This window comes from Stenotrophomonas sp. (assembly GCF_036662295.1).
GTDB lineage: Bacteria > Pseudomonadota > Gammaproteobacteria > Xanthomonadales > Xanthomonadaceae > Stenotrophomonas.
In genome coordinates this window covers 1-16,747 of sequence record NZ_JAVWXA010000030.1, presented here as the reverse complement: position 1 = coordinate 16,747, position 16,747 = coordinate 1, and the positions used below count along the sequence as shown (strand labels likewise).

The 16,747-nt window shown below is 68.8% G+C and carries 14 protein-coding genes; 10 read left to right on the top strand and 4 right to left on the bottom strand.

What is annotated here, in order from left to right; genetic code table 11:
* Nucleotides 1-3 precede the first annotated feature (3 nt).
* From RSA25_RS08175 to RSA25_RS08165, 3 genes are read right to left on the bottom strand one after another with little or no spacing between them, the layout of a single operon-like run.
* Nucleotides 4-1,110 carry a dipeptide epimerase gene (locus RSA25_RS08175; RefSeq protein ID WP_332808396.1) on the bottom strand — a complete coding sequence of 369 codons (1,107 nt, stop codon included), beginning with the start codon at nt 1,108-1,110 and terminating at the stop codon, nt 4-6.
* A complete protein-coding gene (locus RSA25_RS08170; RefSeq protein ID WP_332808395.1) occupies nt 1,107-2,558 on the bottom strand; it encodes an SH3 domain-containing protein in 1,452 nt (483 codons plus the stop codon). The genes RSA25_RS08175 and RSA25_RS08170 overlap by 4 nt, the downstream gene beginning before the upstream one ends.
* Before the next feature lie 44 nt (nt 2,559-2,602).
* Nucleotides 2,603-2,941, bottom strand: coding sequence for a hypothetical protein (locus RSA25_RS08165; protein ID WP_332808394.1), 339 nt, complete (start codon nt 2,939-2,941; stop codon nt 2,603-2,605).
* Between the two features lie 135 nt (nt 2,942-3,076).
* Here RSA25_RS08165 and RSA25_RS08160 point away from each other — a divergent pair, with 135 nt between their 5' ends.
* The 10 genes from RSA25_RS08160 (at nt 3,077) to RSA25_RS08115 (ending at nt 14,793) form a co-directional block, all read left to right on the top strand.
* On the top strand, nt 3,077-4,567 hold the full coding sequence (locus RSA25_RS08160; protein WP_332808393.1) for a transglutaminase domain-containing protein: 1,491 nt from the start codon (nt 3,077-3,079) through the stop codon (nt 4,565-4,567).
* Between the two features lie 43 nt (nt 4,568-4,610).
* Nucleotides 4,611-7,637, top strand: a complete 3,027-nt coding sequence (locus tag RSA25_RS08155; protein WP_332808392.1) for a TonB-dependent receptor — start codon at nt 4,611-4,613, stop codon at nt 7,635-7,637.
* 98 nt (nt 7,638-7,735) lie between these two features.
* Nucleotides 7,736-9,328, top strand: a complete 1,593-nt coding sequence (locus tag RSA25_RS08150) for a serine hydrolase domain-containing protein (protein WP_332808391.1) — start codon at nt 7,736-7,738, stop codon at nt 9,326-9,328.
* On the top strand, nt 9,282-10,019 hold the full coding sequence (locus tag RSA25_RS08145; RefSeq protein ID WP_332808390.1) for a M15 family metallopeptidase: 738 nt from the start codon (nt 9,282-9,284) through the stop codon (nt 10,017-10,019). The genes RSA25_RS08150 and RSA25_RS08145 overlap by 47 nt, the downstream gene beginning before the upstream one ends.
* 58 nt (nt 10,020-10,077) lie before the next feature.
* Entirely contained in the window at nt 10,078-10,455 is a 378-nt protein-coding gene (locus RSA25_RS08140; protein WP_332808389.1) for a hypothetical protein, read from the top strand.
* Nucleotides 10,456-10,675: 220 nt separating this feature from the next.
* Nucleotides 10,676-11,098, top strand: coding sequence for an EF-hand domain-containing protein (locus tag RSA25_RS08135; RefSeq protein ID WP_332808388.1), 423 nt, complete (start codon nt 10,676-10,678; stop codon nt 11,096-11,098).
* A gap of 131 nt (nt 11,099-11,229) precedes the next feature.
* A complete protein-coding gene (locus tag RSA25_RS08130; RefSeq protein WP_332808387.1) occupies nt 11,230-11,643 on the top strand; it encodes a hypothetical protein in 414 nt (137 codons plus the stop codon).
* 48 nt (nt 11,644-11,691) lie between these two features.
* On the top strand, nt 11,692-12,441 hold the full coding sequence (locus RSA25_RS08125; protein ID WP_332808386.1) for an HAD family hydrolase: 750 nt from the start codon (nt 11,692-11,694) through the stop codon (nt 12,439-12,441).
* A 5-nt stretch (nt 12,442-12,446) separates the two neighbouring features.
* Nucleotides 12,447-13,010, top strand: coding sequence for a hypothetical protein (locus RSA25_RS08120; protein WP_332808385.1), 564 nt, complete (start codon nt 12,447-12,449; stop codon nt 13,008-13,010).
* Between the two features lie 421 nt (nt 13,011-13,431).
* Nucleotides 13,432-14,793 (top strand): VOC family protein, encoded by a 1,362-nt coding sequence (locus RSA25_RS08115; RefSeq protein ID WP_332808384.1) that lies wholly within the window; start codon nt 13,432-13,434, stop codon nt 14,791-14,793.
* A 928-nt stretch (nt 14,794-15,721) separates the two neighbouring features.
* Here RSA25_RS08115 and RSA25_RS08110 read toward each other — a convergent pair.
* A partial coding sequence (locus tag RSA25_RS08110) for an acetyl-CoA hydrolase/transferase C-terminal domain-containing protein (protein WP_332808383.1) occupies nt 15,722-16,747 on the bottom strand: 1,026 nt, incomplete at its 5' end.

The following is a 16,747-nucleotide window of genomic DNA, read 5'->3' as shown; positions in this document are numbered from 1 at the left end:
GGTCTACCAGCGTTGCGGGGTGATCATCTCCAGCCCGCGCACTTCGGTGATGCCCAGCCCCGGCGCGTCGGTGATGGTGATCTCCGATTCGTTGAAGTGGACCCCGCCGGTGACCGGGTTGAACTGGCCCAGCGACGGCCCGTCCAGGTCCACCTTGGTGATGATCTCGCTCTTGGCCACCGCCAGGTGCACCGCGGCGGCCACGCTGATGCTCGATTCGATCATGCAGCCGATCATGCACGGCACGCCGTAGATGGCGGCGATGTCGGCGATGCGGATCGCGTTGGACAGCCCGCCGGTCTTCATCAGCTTGATGTTGATGATGTCCGCGGCGCGCTGCTGGATCAGGTCGAACACCTGGCCGGGGTTGAACACGCTTTCATCGGCCATCACCGGCGTGTTGACCCGGTCGGTGACGTACTTCAGGCCGGTGATGTCGGCCGCCTTGACCGGCTGCTCCAGCAGCTCCAGCACCACCCCGGCGTCTTCCAGCGTGCGCATGGCATGCACTGCCTGCTTGGCGGTCCAGCCCTGGTTGGCATCCAGGCGCAGCAGCGCGCGGCCCTGCACGGCGGCGTGGATCGCCTTGACCCGCTCAATGTCCAGGCCGATGTCCTTGCCCACCTTGATCTTCAGCGATTCGAAGCCGCGCGCGATGGCCGACAGCGAGTCGGCCACCATCTTGTCGATGTAATCCACGCTGATGGTGATGTCGGTGGTGATCACCGGGTCGCCGCCGCCCAGCATGCGGTACAGCGGTGCGTCGTGCAGCTGCGCCCACAGGTCGTACACGGCGATCTCCACCGCGGCCTTGGCGCTGGTGTTGCGCTCCAGCGAGGTCTGGATCAGCGTGCAGGCGCGGTTGAGGTTGGCCACGTCCTGGCCGATCAGGCGCGGTTTGATGAAGCGGTCGATGGCCTCGATGATCGAGCCGTGGGTATCGCCGGTGATCACAGCCGTGGCCGGCGCCTCGCCGTAGCCGGTGTGGCCGGTGTCGGTGCGCACCAGCACCACCACGTCCTCCACGGTATCCACCGTGCGCAGCGCGGTCTTGAACGGGGTCTTGAGCGGCACGCGCAGCATGCCGAGTTCGATGTCGGTGATCTTCATTCAGGAGTCTTGGCTCGGAGGCGCTGGATGTTGGTGATGCGGTCGATGTAGCTCACGGTGTCGCTGGCCATCATCGGCTCCAGCGGGGTCACCGACACACCGTTGAGATGGGCCTGCACGCGCGTGCCGTCCGGGCCGGCCCAGCTGCCGCCGGCGGTATCGTGGATCACCCAGGTACGGCCCTCGACGTGGCCGATGGCCATCATCACGTGGCCGGGGATGTAGACCAGGTCGCCCACCTGCAGCTGCGTTACCGCCGTGCTGCGCCGGGTCTTCGGGTCGGCCGGATCGAAGGCGATCCGGTCCAGCGCCGGGCTCACGGCCTGCGCGCTGGTGTTGCGCGGCATCAGCACGCCCACGCTGCGGTAGATCTCCGAGACGAAGCCGCTGCAGTCGCGGGTGTCGTAGTCGTGGCCCCAGCCGTAGCGCTCGCCGAGGAACTTGAAGGCCTGGGTGAGCAGGGTGCGCGGGGTCAGCGGCAGGTAATCGGCGGCGCTGTCCTGCGAGCGCGGCAGCAGCGCCGGCACCAGCGCCAGTTGCCCGTCCGCCTCGCGCACCGGCAGTTGCAGCACGTAGCCGGCGTGCGCCTGCTGGCCGTTAACGGTCTTGTCTTGCGGCCAGTCGGCCAGCACCGGCAGGCGCACGCCCATGTCCAGCTGCAGGCGCGATACGCGCGGTTCTTCCGGCGTGTAGGCAGTGAACGCGGTGGCGCCGGTGATCACCCGGTACGGCCCGCGCTGGCCATAGCCGAGCACGGTGGCCGCATCGCCGATGCCCACAAAGCGCTTCTCCATCCAGGCCGAGTAGCGCTCGCTGGTGACGAACAGCCACTCCCCATCGGCGCTTTCATGCAGCACCGCCACCGCGTCGCCCGGGAACAGCGCCGATTCCTGGAAGCGGTCGATATCGGTATCGCCCTGGGTGGTGAACACCCGCAGCCGGGTGGGGAAGGCGCGCAGCGCGGCACGATGGGTGACCAGGCCGTAGCGCAGCGGGCGCTGCGCCGGGATCGCCGCCAGGGCGAGGTTGGCGACGGCCTGCGCACGTTGGGCCGCCGCAATCGGCTGGCCGTCCTGGCCGAACACCGGCTTGCCTGGCCATGCGGACAGCGCCTGGATGGCCGCCGCGACCTGCGCACGCGGCAACTGCGCCGGCAGCGCGCGCAGGTCGTGGATCGCGTCATCCTCGGCGCGCATGCGCGCGTTCTGCGCGGCAATCCGCGCCCGGTCGAGGATCACCGCATCGGCGTCCGGCAGCCGCGCCGCCCAGTACGCTGGGGTGAGGTAGGCCTCGTGCAGGCCGACCACGTAGGGCAACGGCGCGCCGGGATCGGGTGCGGCCACACCCGGCGCCGGCGCGGCGAACACCGGCAGGCTGGCCACGGCCAGCAACAGCGCCAGGGCGCGGGGTAGGGGCGGGCGCCCTGCGCGAACGCGACAGGCGGGCATGGCAGCATCCTTCTGGGCAGAAAAACAGGCGCGTGGCACGGCGATCATGCCCCGCGCCCGGCAGCGCCGGCATCCAGCGCGGCGCGGTCGGGCCACGTGCTGCCGCAATGGCCACAGCCCCACACGGGTGGCTGCAGGGTATCGACGAAGCAGGCTTCGCCGTCGCAGTCCGGGTCGGGACACGGCACGCCAGGCGCCTGCGTGGCAGCGCGCGGCAGGCCCGGCGCCATCGGGTCGGCACCGGTGCCGTGGTGGCACAACGGGCAATCGAGCATCACAAACCGCATGCCCGTGGCCTGTGCGTGCGCCCACAACCGGGCCTGGGCACCGGCGGGCAGGAACGATCCAGCGCAGTGCTCGCAACGCAGCTCAAGGGGATTCATCGCGCTGTTGCTCCGGCCGCTGCGGGTGTCATGGAATACTTATTCCTTTCGATCTGGATTGCAAGAATAAATTATTGACCGGTGTCACGGCCCGTGTTACACAGCCATTACCACCCGCGCTGGGGAAGTGTCGCTGTGGATCGTGCCGTTCGCAAACCGCTCTCACCGGTTGCCGCTGCCTTGCTGGCAGGGCTGCTGCTGTCGGCCGTGGCGGTCATGGCCGCCTCGGCGAAGGACGACGCGCCGGCCGATGCAGCGTCGCTGGCACGGGTGGTCGATCTGATCGATGCGGGGCATTTCGCGCAGGCGGCCGCACGCATCGAGGCCCACGACCCCGACCGGGCAGACGCCGACTGGGCGTTCCAACTCGAGCGCATGCGCCGCATCCGGCTGGACTTCAGCTTGGATGAAGCGGCGGCCAAGGCGGCGGTGCGGCGCTCGATCCCGGACCTGCGCGATGCGGAGTTCGAGCACTGGGACCGCCAGGGGCTGTTGGAGCACCTGGACATCGATGGCCAGCGGCGCTACTTCAAGCGTGCCCCGTCCAACCTGTTGCGCCTGAGCCCGCAGGCGCGTGCGCGCCGTGCCCCGAACGTGCCGCTGCCCAGCGATGGGCCGTACGAAACGCTCACGCCCTACCATGCGCAGGTGGTGGCGGCCGCGCGCGCCAGCGGCCGCACCTGGGTGCTGCCGCAGCGCGTGGCCATCACCCAGTCGCTCACCGTCAAGGCCGATGCCGTCCCCCCAGGCACGCCATTGCGCGCCTGGATTCCCTATCCCCGCGACATCCCCGGCCAGCAGACACAGGTGCATTGGCTTGGCAGCGCGCCGGGCGCCGCACGCCTGGCCCCTGCCGGCACGCTGCAGCGAACCGCCTACCTGGAAGGCACCGCCGTGGCCGGGCAACCGACCCGCTTCGAGATCCGCTACGCGGTGACCGTCGCCGCGCGGCATACCCCGATCGACCCGGCCAGGGTACGGTCGTCCCCGGATGACCCTGCCCTTGCGCCGTACCTGGCCGAGCAGCCGCCCCACGTGCGCTTCACCCCCGCGCTGCGGCTGTTTTCGGCGCAGGTGCTGCAGGGCGAAACCCGGCCGTATGAGGTGGCGCGACGGCTGTTCGATGCGGTCGACCAGATACCGTGGGCAGGCGCGCGCGAGTACGCCACGCTGTCCAACATCAGCGACTACGCGCTGCGTGCCGGGCACGCCGATTGCGGCCAACAGACGCTGCTGCTGATCACCCTGCTGCGCATGAACGGCATCCCCGCGCGCTGGCAGTCGGGCATGGTGTATGCCGACGACGCGCGGGACTACCACAACCTGCACGACTGGGGCGCGCTGTACCTGGCGCCCTATGGCTGGGTGCCGATGGATGTCACCACCGGTCGCCTGGACAGCCCGCAGCCGGCGCTGCGCGACTTCTACTTCGGCGGGCTCGATGCCTACCGTATCGCCTTCAACGACGATGTCGGCCAACCCTTCGTCCCGGCCAAGCGCCACCCGCGCTCGGACACGGTGGATTCGCAGCGCGGCGAGGTCGAGTGGGACGGCGGCAACCTGTATTTCGATCAATGGCATTACGACGTCCAGTCGCACATCGTGCCGCTGGCGGCCACGCGGTAAACGGCGGTACCCACGATTCCATATCTGCAGGAGAGAGCAGGGAATGAATGCACATCGTATGAAGCGGGCGGCGCTGTATGCCGCCCTGGGGGTTTGTCTGGGCGGCCTGCTGCCGTCGCTGGCCTCGGCCCAGAACGTCAGCGGTGCGGTCGCCGGGCGCGCGACGGCCGGTGACCAGGTGACGGTGGTCAGCACCGATACCGGCCTGACCCGCAGCGTCACCGTGGGCCGCGATGGCAGCTATCGCCTGGGCCAGTTGCCGATCGGCGACTACCGCCTGCAGCTCAGCCGCGAGGGCAGCGCGCTGGGCGAGCCGGTGGCGGTGAGCGTGGCCGTCGGCGGCACCACCACGGTCAACCTGGCCGGCGGCGGTGGCGTGGTCAACCTCGATGCGCTGCAGGTGGTGGGCACCCGCGTGGTCAATCGCGTGGATGTGTATTCCACCGAGACCTCCTTCAATGTCAACCGCCAGGAGATCTCGCGCCTGCCGGTGGCGCAGGACCTGTCCGCCGTCGCGCTGCTGGCGCCGGGCGTGGTGGGCGGCAATTCGTCCTTTGGCGGGTTGTCGTTCGCCGGTTCGTCGGTGGCTGAGAACGCGGTATTCATCAACGGCCTGAACGTCACCGACATGTACACCCGGCGCGGTTTTTCCAGCGCTCCGTTCGCCTTCTTCAACGAATTCCAGGTCAAGACCGGCGGCTACTCGGTCGAGTTCGGCCGCTCCACCGGTGGCGTGATCAATGCGGTGACCCGCTCGGGCAGCAACGAACTGCAGGGCGGCATCGAAGTCACCGCCGAGCCGGCCGCCTGGCGCGCCAGCGGGCGCGACCACTTCCACCGCGATGGCACCGCCCATTCCTATGCCAGCCGCGATGACAACTCGTTCTTCAAGACCAACGTGTGGGGCTCCGGGGCGCTGGTGCAGGACAAGCTGTTCCTGTTTGCGATGTACGAGGATCGCAGCGACAAGGGCCACAACACTTCCTCCGACGCGCTGACCTGGTTCAAGAACAAGGCCGACAACGGGTTCTGGGGCGCCAAGCTGGACTGGAACATCACCGACAACCACGGCCTGGCGCTACTGGCGTTCTCCGACGAGGGCGATGTCACCAACGCGTCCTACAACTACGACTGGGATGACGCCCAGCTGGGGGCCTACGGCGGCGACTCGGTCACCGAGACCGGCGGCCGCAACTGGTCGGCCACCTACACCGGCCACTTCGGCGAGACCTTCACCGCCCGCGCCATGGTCGGCCAGAACAACCAGCGCGCCTTCACCCACTCCTCGCTGGACCAGGCCTGCAGCCCGGTGTTCACCGACAGCACCTATGCCTCGCGCCTGTCCAGACTCAATGGCCTGCGCCCCGGCTGCCATCCCACCGGCACCGCGGTGGCCGAGCGCGACGACACCCGCGACGTGGCGCGCCTGGACGTCGAGTGGCAGCTCGGCCAGCACCTGCTGCGCTTTGGCGTGGACCGCGAGCTGATGACCACCGAGCAGTCCACCCGTTACCCCGGGCCCACCCAGCTCAGCTACACCGCCTACGTGGCCCGCCCCGGCGATGAAGTATGGGATGGCGCCAACGCCTACGTGCCGGCCGGTGTCACCGAGATGCTGCGCGCGCGCAATCGCGTCTCCGGCGGCACCTTCGAAACCGAGGCCAATGCGTTCTACCTGGAAGACATCTGGAACATCACGCCCAACCTGATGCTCAACCTGGGCGTGCGCTGGGACCGCTTCGAAAACCGCACCGCCGACGGCGACGCCTTCATCAGGATGGACGACCTCATCGCCCCGCGCGTGGGGTTCTCCTGGGACATGAAGGGAGACGGCAGCACCAAGCTGTTCGGCAATGCCGGCCGCTATTACCTGCCGGTCACCAACAACATCAACGTCAACTTCGCCGGCGGGCTCACCGACGAATACACCTACTACGTGCTGGACGGCTGGCAGCAGCAGGCCAACCCGGTCACCGGTGCACCGTACATGGCCCCGATCATCGGCCAGCAGATCGGGCCGGTGGATGCGCGCATGAACACCGGCGCGGCCGACCTGCGCCAGAGCGTGGACAAGGACCTCAAGGCGGTCTACCAGGACGAGTACATCCTGGGCTTCCAGACCATGATCAACCAGGCCTGGTCGTGGGGCATCAACGCCACCTACCGGCGCATGACCCGCGCGCTGGACGACATGCGCATCAACACCACCCCGTGCGGGCCCACGCCCAGCACCTTGTGGCCGATCGCCAACCCCGGCGAGAGCCTCACCCTGTGGGGCGATTCCAGCATCGGCTGTGCCGAAGAGGGCTGGATCACCATCGACACCGCCAACAGCGGCTACCGCAAGGGCGGCAGTGGCGAGGTGGTGGGTTACGCCAAGCCGCGACGCACCTACAAGGCGCTGGAGCTGCAGATCGACCGTGCGTGGGACGAGAAGTGGCTGTTCAACGCCTCCTACCTGTGGTCGCGCAGCGATGGCAACTTCGAGGGCCCGGTCAACTCGGACACCAACTACGGTGACACCGGCATGGTGCAGCACTGGGACCATCCGTCGAACAATGAACGCTATGGCCCGCTGTTCAACGACTTCCGCCATCAGTTCAAGTTCCGCGCCGCGTATGCGTTGAACGAGCAGTGGTCCTTCGGCACCACCCTGCAGGTGATGTCCGGCGGCCCGATCACCGCCTTCGGCGTGATGTGGCCCAACGACACCGTCGCCGGCGGCAGCACCTCCAGCGAAGGCAGTGGCGGTGGCACCGGCTGGCTGTGCGTGGCCAACTGTGCCGGCCCGTACAACCAGCGCCAGTTCGAGTACTCCCCGCGCGGTGCCTTCGGTCGCCTGCCGTGGACCTGGACCATGGGCGCCAACGTCACCTGGCGGCTGCCGGTGGAAGGCATCGACCTCAGCGCGCGGTTGTCGGTCTACAACCTGTTCAACAACCAGACCGTCATCAACGTGCACCAGCGCTATGAGAGCCAGCCGGGACAGTTCCGCGAGAACACCTTCAACACCGGCACGCGCTGGCAGGCGCCGCGCTACACCCAGCTGATGGTGACCTGGAACTTCTGAGCCGGTACCCGCCGCCCGGGCGGGTTGCTAGGCTGTGCATCTTTCCGGCGCGCCGCGCACGCGGGGCGCCGGTGTCATCGAGGCATCCTGGAACCGCCATGCCGACACCACCACGACCGCATGCCGGTCATCGTTGCCTGGCCCTTGCATGGGCCGCCGTCCTTGCCCTGGTGCCCGGCCAGGGCGCGGCCGCCTCCGGTGCCGGCAAGGACGCGGCCATCTTCGCGCCGATGCTCGACCAGGCCGTTGCCTACGAGAAACTGCCGGGCATCGCCATGGCCGTGGTCGCCGATGGCGAGGTGGTCTTCACCGCCACCCGCGGCGAACGCCGTGCCGGTACGCGCCAGGCCATCGATGCGGACACGCTGTTCAAGATCGCCTCCAACAGCAAGGCGATGACCGCCGCGCTGCTGGCGCGGCTGGTCGACCAGGGCCGGCTGCGCTGGGAGGATCGTGTCATCGATTACCTGCCGCAGTTCCGCATGTACGACCCGTGGGTGACCGAGCACCTGCAGGTGCGCGACCTGCTCATCCACAACAGCGGCCTGGGCCTGGGCGCGGGCGACCTGATGCTGTGGCCCGAGCCCAACGCCTACACCCGGCAGGATGTCATCGCCGGGCTGGCCCACCTCAAGCCGGTCACCAGCTTCCGCAGCGGCTATGCCTACGACAACCTGATGTACGTGGTGGCCGGCGAAGTGGCCGCGGCCGCCGGCGGCAAGCCCTACGACCAGTTGCTGCGCCAGGAGGTGTTCGCGCCGCTGGGCATGCAGCGCTGCCAGGTGGGGGCCTGGTCGGTGACCGCGGTGGGCAACGTGGCGCAGCCGCACGCGCGCTATGTCGACCACAACGCGGTGCTGGGCGCCGACGCGGACATGACCACCGATCATCCTTCGATGGCCGCCGGCGGCATCCGCTGCAGCCTGGCCGACATGACCCGCTGGATGCAGGTGCTGCTGGACCCTTCACTGGCGCCCGGCTGGCTCAGCCAGGCCCAGCGCCGCGCGCTGTGGACCGCGCACATGCCGATGCCGATCGGGGCGCGCCAACGCGAGTGGGACAACGCCCATTTCTCCGCCTACGGCTACGGCTGGCGGCTGTCGGACATGGACGGGCAATGGAAGGTGGCCCATACCGGCACGCTGTCGGGCATGTATTCCTCGCTGGCCCTGCTGCCGGACCGCCGCGTGGGCGTGGTGGTGCTGATCAACGGCGATGCCGAGGATGCGCGCACCGCGCTGACGCAGGCCGCGCTCAAGCACTACACCGCCCCGGCCGATCCGCGCGGCGTGCTCGACTACCTCGCCGCGCTGGATGCCGAACGCCAGCAGCGCAAGGCCAATGGCCAGGTGCGCCCGGACACCCGTGCGCGGCGCCCGGTCGACCTGGCCGCCACCCGGTCCTGGCACGGGCGCTATGCCGATCCCTGGCTGGGCGAGGCCAGCGTCTGCCCCCGTGGCGGCCAACTCGAACTGAGCATTGCCAAGTCGCCGCTGCTGCATGGCCAGGTGATGCAGGTAGGCGAGCGCTGGCTGGTGGACTGGGAGACACGCGGTGCCGACGCCGAGCCGTGGCTGGCGGTGCAGCCGGGCCCACCCACCACCCTCACCCTGCGCGCGATCGATCCGGAGATCGACTTCAGTTATGACTACCAGGACCTGCTGTTCACCCGCATCGGCGATTGCCCGTAGCGCCACCGCCCTGCTGCTTCTGGTGCTGGCCGGCGCCAGCCACGCCCAGCCGGTGACGGTGTCGCCGGCGCGCGACATGGCCACCGCCGGGCTGGTGGACATCCAGTCGCTGGCGCCCGGCATTGCGCTGGACATCCGTTATGCCGGGCCGGACAACTTCACCGGCCGCCGTGTGCCGGGCTACGAGGCGCCCCGGTGCTACCTGCAGGCACCGGCCGCGCGGGCCCTGGCCGAGGTCGAAACGTCGCTGCGTGCGCAGGGCCTGGCCCTGCGCGTGTTCGACTGCTATCGGCCGGTGCGCTCGGTGCAGGCCTTCGTGGCTTGGGCGCACGACCCCGGCGAACAGTCGCGCAAGGCGCTGCAGTACCCGCAGGTGGACAAGCCGGCCCTGCTGGACGGCTACATCGCCGAGACCTCCGGCCACAGCCGCGCGGCCACCGTCGACCTGACCCTGCTCGATTGCCGCCGTGGCCCGTGCACCGCGCTGGACATGGGCACCGACTTTGATTTCTTCGGCCCGCGCGCGCATACCGATGCCGGCGACATCAGCCCCGCCCAGCGCGCCCATCGCCAGCAGCTGCGCGAGGCGATGGGTCGCCACGGCTTTGCCAACTACCCGCTGGAGTGGTGGCACTACACCCTGCAGCCCGAGCCGGACCCGCACACCGCCTTCGACGTGCCGGTGCGCTGAGCCGCGGCCGGGCAGGGCGCACCGCTACACTGTGCGCCCACCGCCCCTTCGGACCACGATGAACCTGCCGCTGCACTTCGGATTGCTGGGAACCCTCGAAGCGGGCCTGATCGCGCTGCTGGTCGGCCTGTTCGTGTATGCCCTGTGGCACCGACTGGCGCGCGCGCTGGGCTGGTCGGCCGGGCATGCGATCGGCTGGGCCTGCGTGATCGCGGTGGTGGTCGCCGCCGGCATCGATGCATGGAAGCTGTTCTACATGGGCATGGTGCGGCTGGAGTCGCCGCTGTACGCGCGGTTGTTCCTGTCCAGCATCCACGATCCCAACGAACTGGGCTCGCGGGTGGTGCTGGAGGTGGCCGGCGCGCTGGCCGGGGTGGCATTGGCGTGGGTGATATTCAGTTCCCGCTCAGGCGAAAAAAACGCCAGCGACCGCTGAGATCCGTTTGCATCGCGTTAAATCCGATGCCGTTGAATGCGCGTCTTACCGAAGGCTCACCCGGGCATAACCAGTGCGGTAATCGAGCGCTGCGCGCAGGTGGTTAAGACCGCGTAGGCGCGCTGATTGCGCCCCCATGTCGATTCACAAACGGGCTGGCAGGGTAGAGGCCGTGCGGAACACAACGACCGTGCGACATCCCCAAAAGGAGACCACCCACATGACTATTCGCAACCGCAAGCCCCTGATCGCCCTGATCGTCGCCGCCGGCAGCGTGTTCGCCCTTCCGGCGATGGCCCAGTCCTCCGCCCAGCAGAGCGCCGCCCAGGCCCAGAACCAGGCCGCCCAGGCGCAGGAAGCCGCGGCACAGGCAGGCCAGGCCGCCGATTCGGCCGCCGGTGCCGCTGCCCAGGCGTCTCAGCAGGCCAATGGGGGTGGCGGGCAGACCTGGGCCAGCGTGGATACCGACGGCAACGGCACCATCAGCAAGACCGAGGCCCAGGTCAACGCCGGGCTGGCGCAGGTGTTCGACCAGGCCGACACCAACAAGGACGGCGAGCTCTCGGCCGATGAGTACAAGGCCTATGTGGTCGCCCAGCAGGGCAAGGCCGCCAGCGGCAGTGGCGCGCAGCCGGGCAACTGAGGCCGGCAACCCGTAGCACGCAGGACGTAGCACACAACAAGGCAATGCAAGGCCCCCGCGCCGCTGGACACCGGCAGAGGGGATGAGGGGGAGGGGCGGCCGCGAGGCCGCCCTTCTTTTATGATGGCGCGATGGATCTTCCTGGTCGCCGTCCTCCCTTCGTGGTCCACCTGCCGGCGGCGGGCGAACCGGCGCCCGCGCGCGTTTCCCACCTCCGTGCCGGGCAGGTGGTGGTGGTATCGGGGGCGGTGGACGCCGGCACCTCGAGGGAGGTGGCCTTCGATGACCACGGCCCGCGCTGGGCCAATCCCGGCTTGCGCGCCGTGCTGTCCGCGCTCAATGCCCAAGGCCTGCCCTTCCAGTTCCAGCCGCACGATCCCGAGGCGCCCGCCGCCCTGATGGCGTGGTGGCAGGAAAGCGGGCAGCTGGACGCCAGCTTCCACCAATTCAGCTGGCGCGGCGCCGGCACCTGGGGGCTCACGCGCATCGACCTGCCACAGCGTGGCGTGCTCGGCTGGGCCGGGCCACGGCCGTTTGGCCAGTGAGCCGATCAGGTCATTGGGCTGCCCGGCGGCTGTTGCTATCCTTGCCCGATGATGACCTCCCTGCCCGCGCCCACCGGCGCCATCGGCCTGGTCGGTTTTGACGGTGACGACACGCTGTGGAAGAGCGAGGACTATTACCGCAAGGCCGAGCAGGACTATCTCGACATCCTGTCGCGCTACATCGACGTGCACGACACCGAGACCGCGCGCCACCTGCTGGAAGTGCAGCAGCGCAACCTCGGCGTGTTCGGCTATGGGGTGAAGGGCATGACCCTGTCCATGCTCGAGGCGGCCATCGAGATCAGCGCGCAGATGATCACGGCCCGCGACCTGCAGCAGATCCTGGATATCGGCCATGACACCCTGCGCCACCCGGTGGAGCTGATCGACGGCGTGCGCGAGTCGGTCACCGCGATCGCCCAGGCGTATCCGGTGGTGCTGATCACCAAGGGCGACCTGTTCCACCAGGAAGCCAAGATCAAGCTGGCCAACCTGCGCGACCTGTTCCCGCGCATCGAGATCGTCTCGGAGAAGGATCCGGAAACCTACGCGCGGGTGCTCGAAGAATTCGACCTGCCGATCCAGCGTTTCTGCATGGTGGGCAACTCGCTGCGCTCGGACATCGAACCGGTGATCACCCTCGGCGGCTGGGGCATCCATACCCCCTACGCGGTGACCTGGGCGCATGAAACCCAGCATGGCGTGGCCGACGACGAGCCGCGCATGGTCGATGCGCCCACCGCCTTCGACTGGCCGCAGGCGCTGGCCGCGATCGAAGCCAAGGCGGCGCAGGCCTGAGCGGCATGCAGCGCAGCGGCCACGTCGTCCCCTGCCTGCGCGCGCTGTTGCTGCTGGCGTGGCTGGTGCTGCCGTGGGCGGCGGCCGCGCAGCAGACCGCCGAAAAGTCCGAGGCTTACGTGGTGGATACCGGCGATGCCTGGGTGGATGGCCAGCTGCAGGACATCAACCACTACGCCGAGCGTTACCCCGATAGTTTCCTGGACGAGGTGGCGCGCTATGCCGGCGTCCCGCGCGGCTACATCGCCGCGCTCATGTACACCCACGGCTGGCAGGCCGGCGACATCTACTTCGCCTGTTTCTGGGGCCACGTCATCGAGCGCGGCTGCCGCGACAGCGTGCAGGCCTGGAGCCGCAACGTGCCGGCCCCGGGCGAGCCGCGGCGCTGGCAAGCGGTGGTCGCCGAGCTCCCGGTCAAGCCCACCAACCTGCATTGGCGCGCGCTGCGCCACGCCATCGTGGCCAGCCACGACCACTGGGACCGCCCGATCAAGCTCGACGCCACCCTGCAGCGCCAGCTGGGCGACCGCGCCCAGCGCCAGCGCACGGCCACCCCGACCGCGCGGTAGGTTGCGGTCCATCGCGGCATCGCGTTTGCCACGGACCACCTCCACCGGTAGAGCCACCCCATGGGTGGCTGCTCTCGGCGCACACACATCCCGCGCAGCCACCCATGGGGTGGCTCTACCCCCCGGCATCGCGTTTTCGGCTGTGCCGCCCTTTGCGCGCACCCACCCACCACGGACCGGCCCGTCATCGCGTTTGCCGTGCCGCCCTTTGCGCGCCCCCGTCAACCACGGACCGCCTCCACCGGTAGAGCCACCCCATGGGTGGCTGCTCTCGGCGCCCACATCCCGTGCAGCCACCCATGGGGTGGCTCTACCCCCCCCCATCATCGCGTTTGCTGCTGTGCAGATCGCGATACCCCGCGCGCTCGGCGACAATGTGCGATTGCTGCACCTTCCCCCGTGATCCGTTGCCGAGTACGTAATGAGCGCCGACCGTTTCGTTTCACCCGACGATATCCGCAGCCTGTTCGCCCAGGCCATGTCCACCATGTACCGCACCGAAGTGCCGCTTTACGGCACGCTGGTGGACCTGGTGGCCGAGATCAACGATGCCGTGCTCACTGCCAACCCGGCGCTGGCCGAGCAGTTGGATCGCACCGATGAGCGCACCCGCCTGGACCAGGAGCGCCACGGCGCCATCCGCGTCGGCACCGCGGACGAACTGGCCACCCTCGGCCGCCTGTTCGCGGTGATGGGCATGCACCCGGTGGGCTACTACGACCTGTCCGTGGCCGGCGTGCCGGTGCATTCCACCGCCTTCCGCCCGCGCACGGCCAAGGCGCTGGCGCACAACCCCTTTCGCGTGTTCACCTCGCTGCTGCGCCTGGAACTCATCGAAGACGCCGCCCTGCGCGAAGAATCGGCGCGCATCCTGGCCCAGCGCCGCATCTTCACCGACGACGCCCTGGCCCTCATCGACCAGGCCGAGCGCGATGGCGGCCTCAGCGAGGACGACGCCCGCCGCTTCGTCATCCAGGCGCTGGAGACCTTCCGCTGGCACGGCGATGCCACCGTCTCGCTGGCCACCTACCATGCCCTGCACGATGCCCACCGCCTGATCGCCGACGTGGTCAGCTTCCGCGGCCCGCACATCAACCACCTCACCCCGCGCACGCTGGACATCGACGCGGCCCAGGCCGCCATGCTCACCCGTGGCATCGACGCCAAGGCCGTGGTCGAAGGCCCGCCGCCGCGCCGTTGCCCGATCCTGCTGCGCCAGACCAGCTTCAAGGCGCTGCAGGAAACCGTGCACTTCCCGTCCGGCGATGCGGGCGATGCCGGCACCCACACCGCGCGCTTCGGCGAGATCGAACAGCGTGGCCTGGCCCTCACGCCGAAGGGCCGCGCGCTGTATGACCAGCTGTTGGCGCAGGCGCGCGACAACGACGGCGCCGGCAGCACCGGCCAGGACTATCCCACCCGCCTGGCCGCCGCGTTCCAGGCCTTCCCGGACGACCACGCCACCCTGCGCCGCGAAGGCCTCGGCTACTACCGTTACGCGCTTACCGACGCCGGCCGCGCCACGCCGGCCGCCATCGGCGACCTGCCGGCCGAAGCCCTCATCGCCGCCGGCCTGGCCAGCGCCGACCCGATCGTCTACGAGGACTTCCTCCCCGTCAGCGCCGCCGGCATCTTCCAGTCCAACCTGGGCGGCGAAGAGCAACGCGCCTACGCCGCGCACGCCAACCGCGAGGCCTTCGAGCAGGCGCTGAACATGCAGGTCGAAGACGAATTTGCGATCTACGACCGCCTGCAGGCCGAATCGCTGGCCACGCTGAGGTAGGGTCGCATCCCGATCGACCGCCGTGGCATCTGCCGCGTCCGGTGATGGCATGACCTTGATCGGGGCGGGCGTTTGCTGCGCTCCGGGGTCATGCGTAACCGGATGTTGATCGGTCCACGGCAGTCGTTTGGGAACCGACCCTACCGCCGTCACCTGTGCCGTCCGCGGGAGAGGCAATACGCGCGGTATGCGCTGTTACTCGCTCCATCTGCGGGAGGGCAATACGCGCGGTATGCGTCGTTATCCACGCCGTCTGCGGGAGAGGCAATACGCGCGGTATGCACGACGCTGAGGTAGGGTCGCATCCCGATCGACCGCCGTGGCAGCAACCGCGTCCGGTGATGGCATGACCTTGGTCGGGGAGGGCGTTTGCTGCGCTCCGGGGTCATGCGTAACCGGATGTTGATCGGTCCACGGCAGTCGTTTGGGAACCGACCCTACCGCCGTCACCTGTGCCGTTTGCGGGAGGGGCAGTACGCGCGGTATGCGCTGTTACCTGCGTCGTCTGCGGGAGGGCAACCCGCGCGGTATGCGCCACGCCGAGGTAGGGTCGCATCCCGATCGACCGCCGTGGCATCTGCCGCGTCCGGTGATGGCATGACCTTGATCGGGGCGGGCGTTTGCTGCGCTCCGGGGTCATGCGTAACCGGATGTTGATCGGTCCACGGCAGTCGTTTGGGAACCGACCCTACCGCCGTCACCTGTGCCGTTTGCGGGAGGGGCAGTACGCGCGGTATGCGCTGTTACCTGCGTCGTCTGCGGGAGGGCAACCCGCGCGGTATGCGCCACGCCGAGGTAGGGTCGCATCCCGATCGACCGCCGTGGCATCAACCGCGTCCGGTGATGGCATGACCTTGGCCGGGGCGGGCGTTTGCTACGTGATGGCATGACATACAACAAGGCCGGGCCGTTGCCCGGCCTTTCTGCATCACGCCTTCATCGTGCCCGTGTCCAACCACCGCTGGTGCCACGACAGCGCTTCGGGCAGCAGGTGCGGGGTGTGCTTGCCGTAGCTCTCGCGGCTGGCACGCTCGAAATAATCGTTGAGCGCATCGCGGAAATCCGGGTGTGCGCAGTTGTCGATCACCACGCGCGCGCGCTTGCGCGGGGGCAGCCCGCGCAGGTCGGCCAGGCCCTGCTCGGTCACGATCACCGACACATCGTGCTCGGTGTGGTCCACGTGGCTCACCATCGGCACGATCGCCGAAATGCTGCCGTTCTTGGCCGTGGACGGGCTCAGGAACGCCGACAGGAACCCGTTGCGCGCAAAGTCGCCCGAGCCGCCGATGCCGTTCATGATCCGCGTGCCCATCACGTGGGTGGAGTTGACGTTGCCGTACAGGTCCACCTCGATCATCCCGTTCATGCCGATGCAGCCCAGGCGACGCACCAGCTCGGGGTGGTTGGAGATTTCCTGGGTGCGCATGATGATGCGCTCGCGGTAGAAATCGATGTTCTGCTTGAACGTCTCGTTGGCCTGCGGGCTCAGTGCGAAGCCGGTGCACGAGGCATAGCGCAGCACCCCGTCGCGCAGCAGGTCCAGCATGCCGTCCTGGATCACCTCGGTGAAGGCGGCCAGGTCGCGGAAGCCACTGCGCGCCAGCCCGGCCAGCACCGCATTGGGGATGTTGCCCACGCCACTCTGCAGCGGCAGCAGGTTGGCCGGCAGGCGGCCGCGCACCACTTCGTGCTTGAGGAACTCGATCAGGTGGTTGGCGATCTGCTCGCTGGTGGCATCGATCGGGCTGAACGGGCTGTTGCGGTCCGGGCCGTTGGTGCGCACCACGGCCACGATCTTGTCCGGGTCGCAGCGCAGCGAGGTCTCGCCGATGCGGTCATCGCCGTGCACCAGCGGAATCGGCTGGCGGTGCGGCGGCAGCGCGGTGCCGTAGTAGATGTCGTGCATGCCATCCACGCCGGCCGGCTGCCACTCGTTGACCTCGATGATCACCTT

What these genes read in the sequence shown, in the direction of transcription:
- RSA25_RS08130 (WP_332808387.1), top strand. Translation starts at nt 11,230, where the DNA reads ATGGATCTTCCTGGTCGCCGTCCTCCCTTCGTGGTCCACCTGCCGGCG.
- RSA25_RS08165 (WP_332808394.1), bottom strand. Translation starts at nt 2,941, where the DNA reads ATGAATCCCCTTGAGCTGCGTTGCGAGCACTGCGCTGGATCGTTCCTG.
- RSA25_RS08135 (WP_332808388.1), top strand. Translation starts at nt 10,676, where the DNA reads ATGACTATTCGCAACCGCAAGCCCCTGATCGCCCTGATCGTCGCCGCC.
- RSA25_RS08125 (WP_332808386.1), top strand. Translation starts at nt 11,692, where the DNA reads ATGATGACCTCCCTGCCCGCGCCCACCGGCGCCATCGGCCTGGTCGGT.
- RSA25_RS08140 (WP_332808389.1), top strand. Translation starts at nt 10,078, where the DNA reads ATGAACCTGCCGCTGCACTTCGGATTGCTGGGAACCCTCGAAGCGGGC.
- RSA25_RS08120 (WP_332808385.1), top strand. Translation starts at nt 12,447, where the DNA reads ATGCAGCGCAGCGGCCACGTCGTCCCCTGCCTGCGCGCGCTGTTGCTG.
- RSA25_RS08145 (WP_332808390.1), top strand. Translation starts at nt 9,282, where the DNA reads ATGACTACCAGGACCTGCTGTTCACCCGCATCGGCGATTGCCCGTAGC.
- RSA25_RS08175 (WP_332808396.1), bottom strand. Translation starts at nt 1,110, where the DNA reads ATGAAGATCACCGACATCGAACTCGGCATGCTGCGCGTGCCGCTCAAG.
- RSA25_RS08155 (WP_332808392.1), top strand. Translation starts at nt 4,611, where the DNA reads ATGAATGCACATCGTATGAAGCGGGCGGCGCTGTATGCCGCCCTGGGG.
- RSA25_RS08115 (WP_332808384.1), top strand. Translation starts at nt 13,432, where the DNA reads ATGAGCGCCGACCGTTTCGTTTCACCCGACGATATCCGCAGCCTGTTC.
- RSA25_RS08150 (WP_332808391.1), top strand. Translation starts at nt 7,736, where the DNA reads ATGCCGACACCACCACGACCGCATGCCGGTCATCGTTGCCTGGCCCTT.
- RSA25_RS08170 (WP_332808395.1), bottom strand. Translation starts at nt 2,558, where the DNA reads ATGCCCGCCTGTCGCGTTCGCGCAGGGCGCCCGCCCCTACCCCGCGCC.